This window comes from Mucilaginibacter robiniae (assembly GCF_012849215.1).
Classification (GTDB): Bacteria; Bacteroidota; Bacteroidia; order Sphingobacteriales; family Sphingobacteriaceae; genus Mucilaginibacter; species Mucilaginibacter robiniae.
In genome coordinates this window covers 3,462,734-3,479,578 of record NZ_CP051682.1, presented here as the reverse complement: position 1 = coordinate 3,479,578, position 16,845 = coordinate 3,462,734, and the positions used below count along the sequence as shown (strand labels likewise).

General features: G+C 39.4%; 15 protein-coding genes. 8 read left to right on the top strand and 7 right to left on the bottom strand.

The genetic code is table 11. The features are described 5' to 3' along the window. Nucleotides 1-299: 299 nt before the first annotated feature. Nucleotides 300-2,090, top strand: coding sequence for a DUF885 domain-containing protein (locus tag HH214_RS15360; protein WP_248282112.1), 1,791 nt, complete (start codon nt 300-302; stop codon nt 2,088-2,090). A gap of 220 nt (nt 2,091-2,310) precedes the next feature. On the opposite strand, the gene HH214_RS15355 is transcribed toward HH214_RS15360, so the two are convergent. Beyond that, nucleotides 2,311-3,564: a BamA/TamA family outer membrane protein gene (locus HH214_RS15355; RefSeq protein WP_169609070.1), complete on the bottom strand. Its 1,254-nt coding sequence runs from the start codon at nt 3,562-3,564 to the stop codon at nt 2,311-2,313. A gap of 564 nt (nt 3,565-4,128) precedes the next feature. Between HH214_RS15355 and HH214_RS15350 the strand changes: the two genes are divergently transcribed. The 3 genes from HH214_RS15350 to HH214_RS15340 all read left to right on the top strand — a co-directional run bounded on the left by HH214_RS15350 (nt 4,129) and on the right by HH214_RS15340 (nt 6,821). After that, nucleotides 4,129-4,608 carry a DinB family protein gene (locus tag HH214_RS15350; RefSeq protein WP_169609067.1) on the top strand — a complete coding sequence of 160 codons (480 nt, stop codon included), beginning with the start codon at nt 4,129-4,131 and terminating at the stop codon, nt 4,606-4,608. Between the two features lie 183 nt (nt 4,609-4,791). After that, nucleotides 4,792-5,163, top strand: coding sequence for a BlaI/MecI/CopY family transcriptional regulator (locus HH214_RS15345; RefSeq protein WP_169609065.1), 372 nt, complete (start codon nt 4,792-4,794; stop codon nt 5,161-5,163). Then, nucleotides 5,160-6,821, top strand: a complete 1,662-nt coding sequence (locus tag HH214_RS15340; RefSeq protein ID WP_169609063.1) for a M56 family metallopeptidase — start codon at nt 5,160-5,162, stop codon at nt 6,819-6,821. The genes HH214_RS15345 and HH214_RS15340 overlap by 4 nt, the downstream gene beginning before the upstream one ends. A gap of 76 nt (nt 6,822-6,897) precedes the next feature. Here the strand turns inward: HH214_RS15340 and HH214_RS15335 are convergent, their stop codons facing one another. The 3 genes from HH214_RS15335 to HH214_RS15325 are packed head-to-tail and all read right to left on the bottom strand — an operon-like array spanning nt 6,898 to nt 9,466. Beyond that, nucleotides 6,898-8,190: a DUF3887 domain-containing protein gene (locus HH214_RS15335; protein WP_169609061.1), complete on the bottom strand. Its 1,293-nt coding sequence runs from the start codon at nt 8,188-8,190 to the stop codon at nt 6,898-6,900. 45 nt (nt 8,191-8,235) lie between these two features. Further along, entirely contained in the window at nt 8,236-8,625 is a 390-nt protein-coding gene (locus tag HH214_RS15330) for a DUF1634 domain-containing protein (protein WP_169609059.1), read from the bottom strand. 4 nt (nt 8,626-8,629) lie between these two features. Continuing rightward, complete coding sequence (locus HH214_RS15325; RefSeq protein WP_169609057.1) at nt 8,630-9,466, bottom strand: sulfite exporter TauE/SafE family protein; 837 nt, start codon at nt 9,464-9,466, stop codon at nt 8,630-8,632. Between the two features lie 256 nt (nt 9,467-9,722). On the opposite strand from HH214_RS15325, the gene HH214_RS15320 reads away from it, so the two are divergent. After that, nucleotides 9,723-10,448, top strand: coding sequence for a glycosyltransferase family 2 protein (locus HH214_RS15320; RefSeq protein ID WP_169609055.1), 726 nt, complete (start codon nt 9,723-9,725; stop codon nt 10,446-10,448). Between the two features lie 18 nt (nt 10,449-10,466). On the opposite strand, the gene HH214_RS15315 is transcribed toward HH214_RS15320, so the two are convergent. Next, nucleotides 10,467-11,891 (bottom strand): DUF2142 domain-containing protein, encoded by a 1,425-nt coding sequence (locus HH214_RS15315; RefSeq protein ID WP_169609053.1) that lies wholly within the window; start codon nt 11,889-11,891, stop codon nt 10,467-10,469. Between the two features lie 325 nt (nt 11,892-12,216). On the opposite strand from HH214_RS15315, the gene HH214_RS15310 reads away from it, so the two are divergent. The 3 genes from HH214_RS15310 (at nt 12,217) to HH214_RS15300 (ending at nt 15,141) form a co-directional block, all read left to right on the top strand. Further along, complete coding sequence (locus tag HH214_RS15310; protein ID WP_169609051.1) at nt 12,217-13,275, top strand: class I fructose-bisphosphate aldolase; 1,059 nt, start codon at nt 12,217-12,219, stop codon at nt 13,273-13,275. After that, on the top strand, nt 13,276-14,214 hold the full coding sequence (locus HH214_RS15305) for a 1-phosphofructokinase family hexose kinase (RefSeq protein WP_169609049.1): 939 nt from the start codon (nt 13,276-13,278) through the stop codon (nt 14,212-14,214). Nucleotides 14,215-14,499: 285 nt separating this feature from the next. Continuing rightward, nucleotides 14,500-15,141 (top strand): TMEM175 family protein, encoded by a 642-nt coding sequence (locus HH214_RS15300; RefSeq protein WP_169609047.1) that lies wholly within the window; start codon nt 14,500-14,502, stop codon nt 15,139-15,141. A 53-nt stretch (nt 15,142-15,194) separates the two neighbouring features. On the opposite strand, the gene HH214_RS15295 is transcribed toward HH214_RS15300, so the two are convergent. Next, nucleotides 15,195-16,106, bottom strand: coding sequence for an NAD(P)/FAD-dependent oxidoreductase (locus HH214_RS15295; RefSeq protein WP_169609045.1), 912 nt, complete (start codon nt 16,104-16,106; stop codon nt 15,195-15,197). 108 nt (nt 16,107-16,214) lie between these two features. Then, a complete protein-coding gene (locus HH214_RS15290; RefSeq protein ID WP_169609042.1) occupies nt 16,215-16,775 on the bottom strand; it encodes a TetR/AcrR family transcriptional regulator in 561 nt (186 codons plus the stop codon). Nucleotides 16,776-16,845 lie beyond the last annotated feature (70 nt).

Here is a 16,845-nt window from a genome sequence, read left to right as displayed (position 1 = left end):
ACGCTTGTGCTTTAATTAGAAAGGCCTCTGCTTATTGTTGCAGAGGCTTTTTTGTTTGAGTAGATTAGATAAACTTTTTGACTTGATACAAAAGATTAAAATCGAATACCTTCTGAATACATTGAACGCACGAGCATAAAAAAGCAGACCATATTATAACTTTGCTCCTTAAATAGAAAATGCTACTACTGCCAATAATTTATTAATGTTCAAACTTCCAAAAAATGAACACCTGAGTTAATAAGAATTGAATTACAGGTTCAGAAAATATCCATATAATTCCCTATGTTTAAACAGTCATGTCCAACTTTTATAAATACCTGTTTAAGAAAATGATACCGGCGGCAGCCTGTTTAAGCATTACCTTAGTTTGCTGCAAAAAAGACGGTTCTGGCCCTACTGAAAGCGATAAAGGCAGCGAAGCATTCAATGCCTATACTAATCATTTTTTAGAAGCTTTGTGGAAAGAGCAACCTGATTGGGGCACGCAAGTAGGCTATCATAAATACGACAGTTTGCTGGTACTACCCACCGAAGCCAACAGACAGCACCTCTTAAAATTTACTCGTGTAGAAACCGATTCATTGCTGCGCTACAATTTAGGTAGCTTGCCAGAGGCCAGCCGGATTGATTACCAGATTATTCAAAACAAGTTGCAGGAAATGCAATGGGGCCTGCAAACTTTGAAAGATTATGAATGGGACCCGGGGTATTATAATGAGATAGGTACGTTTGCTTACATGTTGAACGAGCATTATGCTCCGTTAGATAAACGGCTACGTAACTTTTATGAAAAAATGGCTAACCTGCCGATTTACTACAAAGAAGCGCAAAAGCAAGTTAAAAATCCGGCACCTGAATTAACCAGTTTAGCTGTTGACCAGATGAATGGCGGGCTTAGTGTATTCGAAAAAGATTTTGCTGATTCGCTCAAAAAAACCAAAATACCGGAAGCTACCCAGAAGCTAATGCTGGATCGGGCTAAACAATCCGTTGAGGCTATTAAAGGGTTTACCAGCTGGCTAACTAACCTGAAAAGCACTAAGCCGCGTAGTTTCAGATTAGGACGTGATTTGTATCAAGATAAGTTTAAGTACCAGATACAATCCAACTACACCCCTCAGCAGTTGTACAATGCGGCAGTTGAACGAAAGAAATACCTGCATCATGAAATGGGCAAATTGAGTGTGCAGCTGTGGCCTAAGTACTTTGGGAAAGCAGCTATGCCTAAAGATACATTGGATTTGATAGCCCGCATGATAGATACCTTATCAGCCAAACACGTAAAACCGGAAGATTTCCAATCGGCCATTGAAAAACAGATTCCTAAGCTGACGGCCTTTGTCAAAGAAAAAGATTTACTGACCCTCGATCCATCCAAACCTTTAGTTGTACGTAAGGAGCCCGCTTACATGGCTGGCGTAGCTGGAGCGTCGGTAAGTGCACCCGGACCTTATGACAAAAACGGTAACACTTACTTTAATGTGGGCAGCTTGGCTGGCTGGAGCCCAGAACGGGCCGAAAGCTATCTGCGCGAATATAACCAGTACATCATGCAGATTTTCTGTATGCATGAAGCCATACCGGGTCATTATACGCAGTTAGTGTATGCTAACAAATCGCCTAGTTTAATCAAAGCTGTATTTGGCAATGGTGCTATGATAGAAGGTTGGGCCGTATATACCGAACAAATGATGCTGGATGCGGGCTATGGCAACAATGAACCCGAATTACGCCTAATGTGGTATAAATGGCACCTGCGCTCGGTATGTAATGCCATCCTTGATTATAGTGTGCATACCAGTGGCATGACTAAAGATCAAGCAATTAAATTGTTAACCCATGAAGCTTTTCAGCAACAGGCCGAAGCGGACAACAAGTGGAAACGGGTAAGTGTAAGCAGCGTACAGTTAACCAGCTACTTTACCGGCTACCAGGAAATTATGGACTTACGCAATGCTTATCAGAAAAAACTAGCCGACAAGTATAAACTGAAAGACTTCAATGAGAAATTTTTAAGTTATGGCAGTGCACCAGTAAAAAGCATTAAAGAAAGCATAATGGGAAATAAGCAAGGTGCGAAAGATTAAACCCATTGTTAATAACAAGCCTGAACTAGCTGATTTATAATTTTGATGCCCAACTTTCAACTTTGCTATTTGCACAAAGGGGAGTTGTGCATTTTGTTAAGTATCGCAGGTTTTTTTTGTTCCGTACAAAGTCTCTCTTAAAAGAAGAGACTTGGTATAAACAGGGAAATTGTGCATTAATACAATCTATGGCATTTATATAATGGAAAATGGCTCCTTCTTAAAACAGTTCTCCAATATTAATAAACACACCTTTTGAATCTTCACGGCCAAAGCCATAATCAACCGAGATATTGGTTTTTGAGATTTTATTAAGCTTTAAACGTAACCCCGGACCAAACCCAGGTTGCATAGCTTGTAAATGGCTGCCTGGTGCTGCCGAAAAGGATTGCCCGTTCAAGAAGACTACGCCACCTAATAACCCATTAGCAGTAATGCCAAACCGGTATTCAGTTTCCAGGTACACCATTTGCGCCCCGCGAAAACGCCCTTGTATATACCCCCGACCTGTACTGCTGTATGCATCCCACGAAGTAGAAGGTAAATCCAGATAAGGTGGTTTGCCGCTAAGCACCAGCCAATCGTAATTCCAGAAAGCAATTACATTACGCGATGATACCGGAAAATGGTAATATTTACGCACATCTACAATTAGCGAGTTCCAGTTACGAGTACTCCCTAAAAAGCCATAACTGGTACGATATTGCAAAGCCGTATAAAAGCCTTTTGATGGGTTAATAGAATTATCCCGGCTATCCATCAAAGCATTCAAAGTAAAGCCGGAAGAAACAGTGTGCGATTGTGCACCATACTGCCGGTAGTCATTAGGTCCACCATTTTTAGTACCTATATCGCTGATGTTCCAGTGTTCGTCAATAATGTAGCCCGCACCTGCATACAAGTTGCCGGTTACTTGCCGAAGCACAGTTTCATAAAAGCGAAAAAAGGTATAATCCATCGGGTCTTCATTACCGATGTACGATTGCGAACCCAAACCGAATGTGCTTTGCGGATATTTATAAAAACGAATATCGCCGATGAAATCCCAATGGTTATGTTTAGTCCAGATATTGGATTCGATAGGCATAGTAAACTGCTTGTTTTGCGTATAGGCAGCACTAGCTGTAATGGTAGATACTTTAGCCATTGGAGATAACCTGAACGCTGCATTACCTGATAAGGTAAGTGCAAACCGGGATTGCAAGGTGTAACCTACAGCTGGTACCCCGGTAAATACCGGCTTGCTGGTAATCGAATCGCTTTTACCCGGATGAGGCTTTTTGTGAAATAACTTTTTTACTTCATCATATAAATCTTTTTGCGGCACACCATTTACCATCATAGTAGTATCTACCATAACGTTATCCACACTATCAGTATGCCGATGGGTAAGGCGCGATGTTTTTCTTTCCTGCGCGGTTAGGCACATCGGTAAAGTGAAAAACAGCAGTATATAAGTTAGTTTTAACCTCATATGATGCTTAATTAACAATACTGCTTACCAATAGTTTATGGAGGGATTAAGGATATTTAGTTTAGCTGATTAAAATATATTCCACATTGTTGGGCTTGTGCTTTGATGAGTGCTAGTCTGGTCATAGCCGCAGAGGCCTAGTTACTTTTGTCTTAGTCACAAAAGTAACCCAAAAGACAAGGCAGAAAAAAGCTTCTGCGCTCATGCCCTACGCTGGCCCGCTTTTCTGCCAACCCCACGCTCTTGTTTTTTAAAATACAGAATTAATAGAGTACCTGTATCTCCTAATTCTACAACTTATCATTGTTACTTAAAATTCTTACTTCCTGATTCTATACTCTTGGTTCTAAAAACGTCTTCCTCCAGCTTAAGGTGAAAAGCTGGCCTATGTGCGGCGAAAAAGCATAAACAAAGACTTGATTTTGGTTCTTTGTACCAAGACAAAAAACATCATATATCTACTAAGACAAAGGAAATAGCCTCTTCGGCCATAAGCAGACTAGCATTCAATTTTTAGTAAAACTAACCCATTTACACCTTGTTGATTATATAAACTAGACTATTATGCCTGATAATCATCAAACCGTTGTTGACGAAACTATAAAGTTTTTACAGGGTGGCTCTGCCCATGCTCACCTAGACGATGCCCTAGCAGACTTACCAGCTGAACAACGCGGACAAAAACCGTATGGATTGCCTTATAGCATTTGGCAACTGGTGGAACATATACGCATAGCTTTATGGGATATGCTGGAATTTAGCAAGGATGCCAGTCATCAATCGCCTAAGTGGCCGGATGAATACTGGCCCAAAGAAAATGAACCAGCTGACGAAGTTGCCTGGACAAAATCAATACAACAAATTAAAAGCGACTCACAAAGCTTAATTGAACTGGTAAAAACCCGAGATATTTACACGCCTATCCCACACGGCGATGGGCAAACCATTTTGCGCGAAACGCTGCAAGCCGCCGATCATACGGCTTATCACGTAGCAGAAATTATTATTATCCGCCGTTTGCTGGGTAGCTGGAAATCTTCGTAAAATTTGCAATTTAAAAAAGGCTTTTGCTTTTCGAACAGGTCGGGGTTGCTGAAATTTATCAGTAGTTCCGGCCTGTTGGCTTATTAAATCTCTTGAACCATCATGATGAAAAACTTGCAAGAGAATTTGTATTCTCCAATCTTTATTTCTACAATTGTAGAACAAAATCTATTCTTGTAGAAAATGAAATTAACAACAGCCGAAGAACAATTAATGGAAATGATATGGAGCCAGGATAAATTGTTTATGAAAGATATTGTAGACAGCTATCCGGAACCAAAACCAGCCTTAACAACCATTGCCACCTTGCTGAAACGAATGCAGGATAAAAACTTTGTGGCTTATCACCTGATGGGTAATTCAAGGCAATATTACGCACTGGTAAAAAAGGAAGACTATTTCTCGAATCACATTGGTGGCCTGATTAGAAACTTTTTTGGCAACTCGGCTTTACAGTTTGCTTCATTTTTCACCAAAGAAACCGACCTGACCGCTGACGAACTGGAGAGTCTGAAGAAAATCATTGACGAACAAATTAATCAGAAGAACCAATGATAACCTACTTGCTTAATTATATGCTTTGTAGCGGTGTACTGCTACTAGCTTATCACTTGCTGCTAAAAAACAAAGCCATATATGCATTTAATCGGTTTTACTTGCTTTTTAGCTTGGTTTTCCCGTTGGTTGTTCCGCTGATTGTTGTTCCTCAGCACAATGCACTTGTTAATACGATACCACCTATCCAACATCAACCTGCTACTTATTTTGTACTGATACCCGAACCTATCAGCTCACCACAACCATCAAAGGTAAGCGAATCCACCGTAAACTATTCTGCTTATGTTGGTTTTACAATTTATGCGCTGGTAGCTGGTTTACTGCTGTTCCGCTTCATCAGGAATCTATATGCAATTGGCTTATCTGTAAGGCAAAATGAAAAAATACTTTATCAGCAGGCACAACTGGTTTTGATGGCTAAACCTTTAATGCCTCACAGTTTTTTCCATTACATCTTCTTAAATCAGCATGACTATCACAGCAACCAAATTGAGCCTGCTATATTGCAGCACGAACTAGCCCATGTTCAGCAATATCACTCTGCCGATATTATCTTATTAGAACTGATTCAGCTTGCTTGTTGGTTTAACCCAATTTTATGGCTATACCGAAATGCCATACAGCTAAATCATGAGTTTATAGCTGACGCAACCGTACTTAGTTATAATTACAACACAGTTGCTTATCAGCACCTGCTGCTTAATAAAGCTTATCAAACCCCAAGCTTAAACCTCACCAGTCAATTCAATTATTCTATAACTAAACAACGATTAATTATGATGACTAAAAAAACTTCTGCCACTCAGGCCTGGCTGACCAGAGTGGCCATGGTACCTGTAATTGCTACAGCTACACTGTTATTTTGCATTAAAACTGAAGCTATGCAACAGCTCCCAACCGGCAAAAAGCAACAGGCAACCAAACACTACAGTACATTAAGTAATGTAACCCTGCAAACAACCGAGCCTATTAACGAAAAGCTTTTAAAAGGTTACCCTTGTACTCAAAAAGGTGTATCAAATGTGTTATTGGAAGAATACACCAAACTTGCAAAGCAATATCAATCGGTGTATAAAAAAGGACAAATGAATCACAGCCAAGATCAGCAACCTTCAGCTGCCCGCAACCGAATGGAACAAATATTTAAGCAGATGAGCCGTACTCAGCAGCGGAATCAAGAAATAGGCTTTATATTACCTCCACCTAAAGCACCTCGAATCGCCCCTACTCAAAAGCAACTAAACGCATGGCTTGATGCACATACTTATGGTTTGTGGATTGATGACAAGCATGTAGATAATACCGAACTGAACCGCTATAAACCTGAAGATTTTGGCCAAGTATTCATAAGCCCTTTGACAAAAAATGCTATCAATTATAAAAATTATAAGTATCAGGTAGGTTTGATGACCCTAAACTACTACAAACAGTATAAGAACAGAAAAACTATAGGCAGTATCATGTACCACCATATGCCAGCTGCCAGTAAAAGTACCAGTTCACAAATTGTAAGCGAGGCCGTTCCTCTTCATGCTTTTCAAGCTCCTGATAGTACAAGTGAGCGCAAGTATTCATCCAAATGGAAAAAGAATGCTCAGGCTACTGATCGTTATATTTTTTCAGACAAAGGCATACCTGCAAATCGTTATGACTAAGCACTAATTTGAAAACTAAGAGGGTTATTGCTTGCTGCAATGACCCTCTTAGTTTTTTATTTCTTAACCTTACCTTCTACTTCAAACTGTTTACAAAATCCACTATCGTTGTTATCAGTTCAGGTTTAAGTGGTAGCCCGGGCTGATTATAGGTAGCTATATTGCGCTCAGTTTCCGTCGGTGCATCACGAAGTACGTAATTCATGCCAGTTATAGTCACTAACTTAGCTTCCGATTTTGCTTTTTTCAGCTTTTCGCCGTTAGCAGTGCTCACCTGCAAATCATTAGTACCTTGTATTAGCAAAATAGGCTGCTTCATGCGCTTGATTACTTTTATCGGATCAATATACATCCACGACATTAAGTAAGGCTGTATGCTGGTACGGGCAATGCTGTAAATGCTGGGATCTACAACCTCATTTACTTTGCCTTTGCGCATAGTATCAATTACTGCTTTTAAATTATTACGAATAAACTCGGGCTGTGCTTTTGCTTCTTCCATCAAAATTTTATCGCCCGATTCGCTTTCTCCCTCAACAGATATAAAACCATTAACCGGTTGGCCATCACAGGTTAGCATACCCACCAACGAGCCCTCACTATGCCCCAGCACCACTACTTTAGAAAATCTTGGATCATCATGCAGCTGCGTAACCAGTGTTACAGCATCATCTACCAAATCGCTAAAGTGCATGTTCTTTTCTTTAGCTGCTGTTAGCGTTGGGTCAACCTGGCGTTTATCATATCGTAATGAAGCAATACCATTTTGGGCTAAATTTGTGGCCAGCAATTTATAAGTATCCGGCATCAGGTTCAACTTAGGTTTGTTCCCATCGCGATCTGTAGCTCCTGAAGCAGCAACAATCAGCACTACAGGTACTTTGCCCGTAGCCTGTTTCGGCAAGGCTAATGTACCATTAATTGTACCGGCCAACGTTTTTACAGACAGCGGCATTTCGTTAGCGCCCAAGCTGGCAGCTGCTGGTACATTTGTTTTTGCCGACTGATAATTATCAAAAAACAACCCACTAATCTTACCATCATTAGCCAGACTTATTTTCATAGTCAGAGTTGATTTTTGAAAATCGGCTTTGTACGTTGCTACATTTTGCGCCATACCCGCAAAAGTAGCCTGCTGCAAACCACCTATCTGAGCCTGCAACTGTGTTAGTACCTGCCGGTTCTTTTCTACAGGCATAGTAGCCTTAGCTTCAGGACCGAACATAGCAAATACGCTATCAGCCTGGTTGCGGTTATAATACAGCATAAACCGGTTTACTACGCTACGGTAAGCTGTGGGCTCGGTTTGTGCAAAGGCGCTGGCTGTACAGGCAACCAGGCATACTATCCATAAAAGCTTTTTAATCATAAAGAATCCAAAAATAACAATTTCAAACGGATGAGCAGCTTGTTATTAGCCACCATGCCCGGTTAAAGCACTGATAATAATAATAGCCAGTACCAGCAAGGTGATACCTACGTACAAATAATCTTTCTCGAGCAGAAAACCAAAAGCAGAAAAAAGAATACGCAGTACTGGTGTAGCCACCAATAACAAAATGCCAGCTTGAATAATAGCCTGCCCATGCCCGGTTAAAATACCATGCCATATACCAGCTGGCGTATGTACAAAATTAGGTACCCCTTTAAACTCGTGGTAATTGGCTATACTATACCCATGACGATAAATGTACAAGCAACCACCAATAAAAACTACCGACATGGAAATAATAACCCCCAAACGCAATATCCAACCTATGGCTAATTGGATATCGGTATCTTTAAACTGTTTAACGTTAGACATGTAGTTAAATTTTGTGATTTATTCCGTTATAAATCATTTGTATGGCCAAAAAAGTTACTACAATGGCAAACGTCCATCGTAGCCAGCCCGACTTTTGGGTATGTACCAGTATTTTAGACCCGGTTAAAGCTCCCAGCAACACACCGATTACCACTGGCATTGATAAGCCAGGATCAATATATCCACGCTGCAAATAAACCACGGCACTGGCCGCCGCAGTTACACCAATCATGAAGTTACTGGTGGTAGTTGATACTTTGAATGGAATACGCATAATACCATCCATAGCCACTACTTTTAAGGAGCCCGAACCGATGCCTAACAACCCTGATATAACCCCGGCAAACAGCATCATTAAAAAACCGCCGCCTACATGGCGTACGCCATATTGTACGGTTTGGCCATTGGCTGGGTAGCTGCCGTTCAGCTTCAGTTTATCTGACAGCCAGCTTTTTTCCTGACTTACAAATTCTTCTTTTTTACGTAACGACATGACCGCCGTAAAAATCAGTATGACGCCAAATATAACGGCAATAAAGCTGGTTTGCAGGTGCAGGGCCAACATAGCTCCCAGCATTGCCCCTGTAGTGGTGGCAATTTCCAGAAACATACCAATGCGCATATTAGTAATCCCTTCACGCACATAAGCCACAGCCGAACCTGAAGAGGTAGCAATAACCGACACCAGCGAAGCGCCAATAGCATAGTGAATATTTACGTCCAAAACCAATGATAATAGAGGTATGATGACTACGCCCCCACCCAATCCGGTTAATGAGCCTAACAAACCGGCCATGTAGGCCCCAACCAGAATAATTAACGTAAACAGAATGACGGACATAGTACAGGTTTTAATGCGCTAAAGTATTCAATATCTTTTGAGCGTGATAGTTTTTTAAAACAGAATAAAATTATTGGCAACATAGAAACTAAGTAAGAACAGTTACTGATTAATGCTATACAGCCAGACTATTGTTCAACTTGCACTCAAAAATATTATGATTAATCATTTTTAAACTGTTTTTAAGATTAAAGCTAGATTTTGCATATTTTTGGAACTATTTATAAGCTGATAAATTTTAGAACTTCCTTATTACATGCATATTAATACTTTGTCAATTATTATTCCAGCCTACAATGAAGGTAAAACTATTCACCTGATTCTTGATAAGATAAAAAATGTTAAACTTATTAATGATATTCAAAAAGAAGTAATCATTGTAAACGATTGTTCAAAGGACGATACAGATGATGCAGTGAAACTGTATCAGCAGCAAAATGCTAACTTAAATATTGTTTACTATAAACATGAAGTAAATCAAGGCAAAGGTGCAGCCCTACATACTGGTATTGCTCAAGCTACAGGAGACTATGTAATTATACAAGATGCTGACCTAGAGTATGACCCTGAAGAGTACAACTACATGCTTAAACCTATCATTAACGGTTTTGCTGATGTTGTTTATGGGTCGCGGTTTATGGGTAGTCATCCTCACCGTATATTGTTTTTCTGGCATACAATAGGGAATAAATGGTTAACTTTCTTATCCAACATGTTTTCGAATATGAACCTTACAGATATGGAAACATGTTACAAGATGTTTGATCGAAAGTTGATACAATCAATTATTTTAACAGAAAAGCGTTTTGGCTTTGAGCCGGAAATAACTATAAAGCTATCGCGTGTGAAAAACTTACGTTTATATGAGGTTGGAATATCTTATTACGGCCGTACCTATGAAGAAGGTAAGAAAATTGGTTGGAAAGATGGCTTTCGCGCTATATATTGTATTCTTAAATATGGCTTATTTAAAGCTAAATAAGCCATATTTACAATCAAGCTATAAATAATATCGATGAATTAATACATTAACCAAGTTTAATATAGTAATTATTGGAAAACTTACAATTAAGATCAAGAACACGCTTTTGTAAGGACTTATCTTATCTATTTTCTTATAACCTGAAACACCAAGTGCCACAAACGGAAATATAGGATATAAATACCTGCCTTGCATACCACTAAACACAGGTGAATCTAATGCAGTCCATGTTACATATTGGGCTGTCATTACTGCTATTAAGGTGATTGTTGCAAAAAATAATAAGCCAACCTTAACTTTAAAATGTGAATCTTTCCGGGTAAACTCAAAGCAAGTTACTAAACCCAAGAAAAAAACCATGAATGCCATTTTATAGTAAAGTCTAGGAAAATACGTATCAAGCCAACCTAGTATCCCGACAAACATTTTTGCATTCTGGTTGATAGCCATCCATTCAGGTTTAAAAAACATTTTTATAAATCTAAAGGGATGGTGAAGTATATGTGAAACTTGTAATTTGGCATTTATATGCATTTCAACAGGTGCAAATGGTATTGCTAGATTGTAGTGATCAATATAAAACCAAATCATCAATATAAATAAAGGTATGCTAAACAATAATACTCTAGTACGTAGAGGGATACTCAAAAGCAGAAATATAAATACTAAAGGAGTGTAGGGTGGTTTAGCAATAATTATTAAAGTCATTAACAGAACCATACCCAAAAAATGCCATTTCGAATATTGAGGAGTACTATTAAATTCGGCATGATCTATAATGGCAACTAGTAAAAAAGAAAAACAAATTAGTGAAGCATCTTGACTAACAGATGCAAATAGGGAAACGCACATTGGAAATAGCAGTGCTATAAAGAAAAGTATACGACTACGCTTTGCTAAAAACAGAGCTAAAAAACCTATCATTACTGCTGTAACACAGTTAAAAATTCTCGACAAAGTATAGGTTTGTATAATATTAAGTTGAAGGCATTTACCAATAAATATACCTATGGATGGTATAATGTAAGCAGTAGGTGGATAAATAGCTGTATTACCAAAATTTAATCGAGTAAAGCCACTACCCCATTTATACTGCTTAGCTTCAATAAACATGCTTGAGTCTACTCGATTTATTAAACAACAAGATAATCTAGTAAATGGATGCTGTGCTTGCTGTACTCCTTTATCAACCTTGTATCCACCAGGTGCAGAAAATACTAATGTTGAGTCTGTATGCTGTGGAATCTTGTATTGACTGTCATATACAAAAGAGGGTACTAACTCCAATCTTGAAACTTCTTCGGCTCTGTAAAAATGAGCAGGTTCGTCTGGATTTTGAAAAGGAGGTACCAGAATGGTTGATAGCCCAGTAAGTATGATTGCAAATAATAGATATATGAAATTTAAGTATTTATTAATAAAAAGGTAATAATTTTCAAACATGGCTTTAAGCTTCAAACGATCGTTATAATTTATATATTAAAATAAGTTTATTGATTGCAGATTATAATACAAGGCTATATTTTGCCCGGTTAAAAATAATTTTTTTCCTTGATAATCTAATTTTTTTAACCGCTACATTAAACTAATACTACTTATTAGAATGCAAATAACCATAAAAGGCTAAAAAATTAAACTTCAAACATTTGTCTTTTCAAAGTCAAACTACAGCTTAGGCCAGTCAACTTGTACTGCCAAGCAAAAAACAATCAAGTTGTAAGCCTGTTATGTTTTAAAATTTCTTTGACTTCTCAAAACTCCATATCATATGGCCTTTCAACACATTCTTGACTTATTGGGTAACCGCGCCGACGATTTACTACAGCATGAAAGCAAAACTTTCGACAAAAGTTTATTACACCTACCATCACCTGATTTTATTGACCAGGTGTTTTTGGAAACCAACCGTAATCCACAAGTTTTGCGCAGCTTGGCAGCCATGCGTAATCACGGCCGTTTAGCTGGTACGGGGTATTTATCTATCCTGCCTATTGATCAGGGTATTGAACATACTGCTGGTGCATCTTTCGCCAAAAACCCGATGTATTTTGACCCAGAAAACATTGTAAAGTTGGCTCTAGAAGGTGGCTCGAATGCCGTAGCCACCACTTTTGGTAATTTGGCTATGGTGTCGCGCAAGTACGCCCACAAAATTCCGCTGATAGTTAAAATTAACCATAACGAGTTGCTGACCTACCCTACCAAATACAATCAGATTATGTTTGGTTCGGTTGAAGATGCCTGGAACTTAGGTGCAACTGCAGTAGGTGCTACTATTTATTTCGGCTCGGAAGAATCCAGCCGCCAGATTATTGAAGTATCACAAGCTTTTGAACGTGCCCATGAGTTAGGCATGGCTACTATTTTGTGGTGCTATACTCGTAACAATGATTTTAAGAAAGATAGTATAAACTACGAAGCTGCTACTGATATCACCGGACAGGCTAACCACATAGGGGTAACCATACAAGCCGACATCATCAAGCAGAAAATGCCTGATGTAAACGGTGGTTTTACCAAAATCAATTTTTCTAAAAATGATCCGCTGATGTATAGTCAGCTAACATCCGAGCACCCAATTGATATGTGCCGTTACCAATTAGCAAATTGCTATATGGGTCGTGCCGGCTTAATTAACTCAGGTGGAGAGTCTAAAGGCCCGGGCGATTTGGCTGATTCAGTAGCTAACGCAGTTATTAACAAACGGGCAGGTGGTACCGGCTTAATCTTAGGTCGTCGTGCTTTCCAACGGCCGTTTGCCGAGGGTGTTGAATTTTTACATAGTATCCAAGATGTATATTTAGCCCCTGAAGTTACTATTGCGTAAATGAAGCATATTATCACATTAACCTTAAGCCCTGTGGTAGATAAAAGTACCACGGTAGATAAAATAGAACCCGATCAGAAACTCAGTTGCGACCAGCCCCGGTTTGAACCAGGTGGTGGCGGTATCAATGTATCTCGCGGATTAAAGCGGCTGAATGTAAATTCGGTCGCGGTTTTCCCATCAGGCGGCTTAACCGGACAGCTTTTGCAGGATTTGCTGAAGGCAGAACGCATCAACCAGTTACCGGTACTTACCGAAAACATGACGCGTGAAAATTTCATCGTCATGAACCGCTCTATCCATGAAGAGTACCGCTTTGGTATGCCGGCGGTAGAACTGTTGCCTAAAGAAGAACGCGAAATACTGAATGTCATTAAAAACCTGTCGCCTAAACCCAAATTTATTGTGGTAAGCGGCAGTATGCCTCCCGGAGCCAGCGATGACTTTTTAGCTAAGATAGCCCGTATTGCACGGCAGGATGAAGCCCGGTTGATTGTAGATACTTCTGGCGAAGCCCTGAAACATGCGGTAGAAGAAGGCGTATTTATGCTCAAGCCTAATCAAGCCGAACTTAGTAAATTAACAGGTATCGACATTAAAGATATTGCTTCGGTTGAAGAAGCAACCCGGCAAATTATTGATAAGGGTAAATGCCAGGTAGTTGTGGTATCATTAGGTAGCGATGGTGCCTACATAGCCAGCAAAGATTTTTCAGAACATATTGCTGCTCCACCTATTGAAAAGCAAAGCACTGTAGGCGCTGGCGATAGTATGGTAGCGGGTATGGTTTATGGCTGTGAAAAGGGTTTTGATTTACGCCAGATGGTACGCATGGGCATAGCCTGTGGCAGTGCCGCTACCATGAACCGAGGTCCTGAATTATTTCAAAAAGCAGATGTGGAAAAACTCTATCAGCAGTTAATTAGCCAGATTAAGTAGCATTTTGTAACATTTATTTACAGATAAACTTTTTTTAATTTTTAAGCAACTTTATTATTTACAGCACGTATCAAACTATATTTAAAGGTTAATGCGTTTGTGAGAATAAAGTAAGGTTTAGAGAGTTCTATTTAGTTGTGAGGCCCATCAACATAAGTTGATGGGCTTTTTTATTATTCTCTCTTAGTTTACCGTTTACACTATACGCCAGCCTACGCAAACATTCATCGGGTAAAAGCTATTTACCTATTTATTATATACTAATCAATTAATTATACCCGCCAGATGAATAAGAACCGGCTGGAAGCATTTTCGGATGGCGTGTTTGCCATTGCCATTACCCTGCTAATTTTGAATGTGAAAATACCGCAGGCCAATTACGTAAGCGGCCAGCAACTGTATAAAGTATTACATCAGGCTATACCCAAGCTGCTTACTTTTGCTTTTACTTTTTTGGTGATTGGTGTTTTTTGGATAGCTCACCACCGCATATTTGCCTTTGCCAAGGTAACTGACAGCATTTTGATGTGGATTAACATTGTTTACTTGATGTTTATCGCCCTCATTCCGTACCCGGCGGCTTTACTGGCAGAAAACCCTTATCTGCCTATCACTATCATCATCTACTCGTCAACCCTGTTTGTAATTGCCGTCATGCACCTGATTTTGCTGGAATATATTATTCGAAATAATCATACCCGACATGAAATTTTGACGGATGAAGTTTATCGTTCGGCACAAAAAACGGCGTTGGTAGGTCCTGTTTGTTATGTATTGGCTGCAGCAGGTAGCTACATTCATTTTTACATCAGCTTTTTCTTCATTTTAAGCGCTATGGTTTATTACATCTTTTTTGCTGGTCACGCTAAAATGAGCCAAGAACTGGTTAAAATTGGAGAAACCACGAAAGAGGAAGAAGGTAAGTGATACAATAACAGTTTACTACCACTTACCTCTTCCTCAAGCGTACTCCTAACCTGCTACTCGCTTTCATTAATTATCTCATGATTTATCATTGCACCAGCCAGATTACCAGCAGCCACAGCGGCAGCCACTGACCGGAAAGGCGTTGTGTTATCTCCCGCAGCATAAATACCGGCAACACTTGTCTTTTTAAATTCATCTACCTGAATATAGCCTTGTTCTGTCATGGTGCATCCTAAGTGTTCTGGAATGCTACAATGCTGCTCAAAGGGCTGGCGACCATATAGTGCATCCAGCAAATGCACCGTACCATCTGTAAAATTAATGGATTTCAAATGCCCGTTTTCATGTTGCAGACTACTAATTGTTTTTTCTACAATCTGTATATTGCGCTTTAAAGTTTGCTCCTGCTGCTCTGGCGTTAGTTTAGCTTTGCCATTGGTAAATAGTGTGAGGTCAGGTGTCCAGTTTCTGATGAACTTGGCAAAATCGGCAGCTAGCTCACTGTTCATGAGTATGCCGGTTTTCTTTCCTCTGTACTCATACCCGTGGCAGTATGGGCAATGTATTACTGATATGCCCCAGCAATCCGCAAAGCCAGGTATATTAGGCATAATATCCTTTACACCGGTTGCAAACAACATTTTTTTGGCAATATATTGAATAGATTGGTTAGCTACAGTAACTTTAAAGTTTCCGTTGTTATCAGTAACTTCTGTTACCAAGCCGGGCGAGAACATTACGGTATCATAAGCCAACAATTCGTTTTTGGCTACTTCCATGATTTCGCTAGGTTTCCAGCCATCATGCGTAATAAAGTTATGCGAATGGGGCGTTTGCCGGTTACAAGGTAAACCACTGTCAATGATAAGTACTTTTTTCAAAGCACGTCCTAAAGCCATTCCAGCAGATAGCCCTGCACTGCTGCCTCCAATAATGATCGCATCAAAGTTGGTTTGATTTTCCATGATTGTAATTATTAAGCCAAAAGCTGGCTGATTAGTAGTTGAATGAAATATTTCAGAAAAGCTTCTTTTACAAAGCACTTATTGAAAATAAAATGAGTTTTTCACAGTTTATTCTTTAACACCGATACTCTTGCTAAAAGAAAACCAGGCAAACTTTTTAATATCATTGCGGGCTATATCGCCCGACTGTAATGCATTAATAGTCGTAGTAACCATGCTACTGAAAAGTGCATAAATCCAGGCTGGTGTTAGCTGATTGGTAATTAAATCTCGCTTTTGCAACAGAGCAACTACGTTAAACCACTTTGCCTTAATTTCGTTTAGTGTCTCGCTACTTTCATCCGGAGCTGGTTGTTGAATACCTTCGCGTTGATACAGTTTATCTAAAAAAACATATTTACTTCCGCAATCTATTCCGGCATAAAGCACGGCTTCTAACTGCTTTAAAGGATCACTGCTACTCGCATAAGCTGCCATAATCTTTATTTTACATTGAGCCTGCATTTCACTCCGGCAAGCATTCATCAATTGCAAACGATCCTTAAAATATCGATGAAGCGTTCTGCGGGTAACTCCTGCATTTTCAGCAACAGTTTCCAAGTTGGCAGATATATCTTCATTAAAAATGCGAATTGCAGTATCCACAATCTTTTGTTCAGTAGCTTCCATATCTCAAACATAGGTTTAATTTCCCACTTTTGAGACATTAATTATCTATTCGGTTTATTGTGGTTTTATT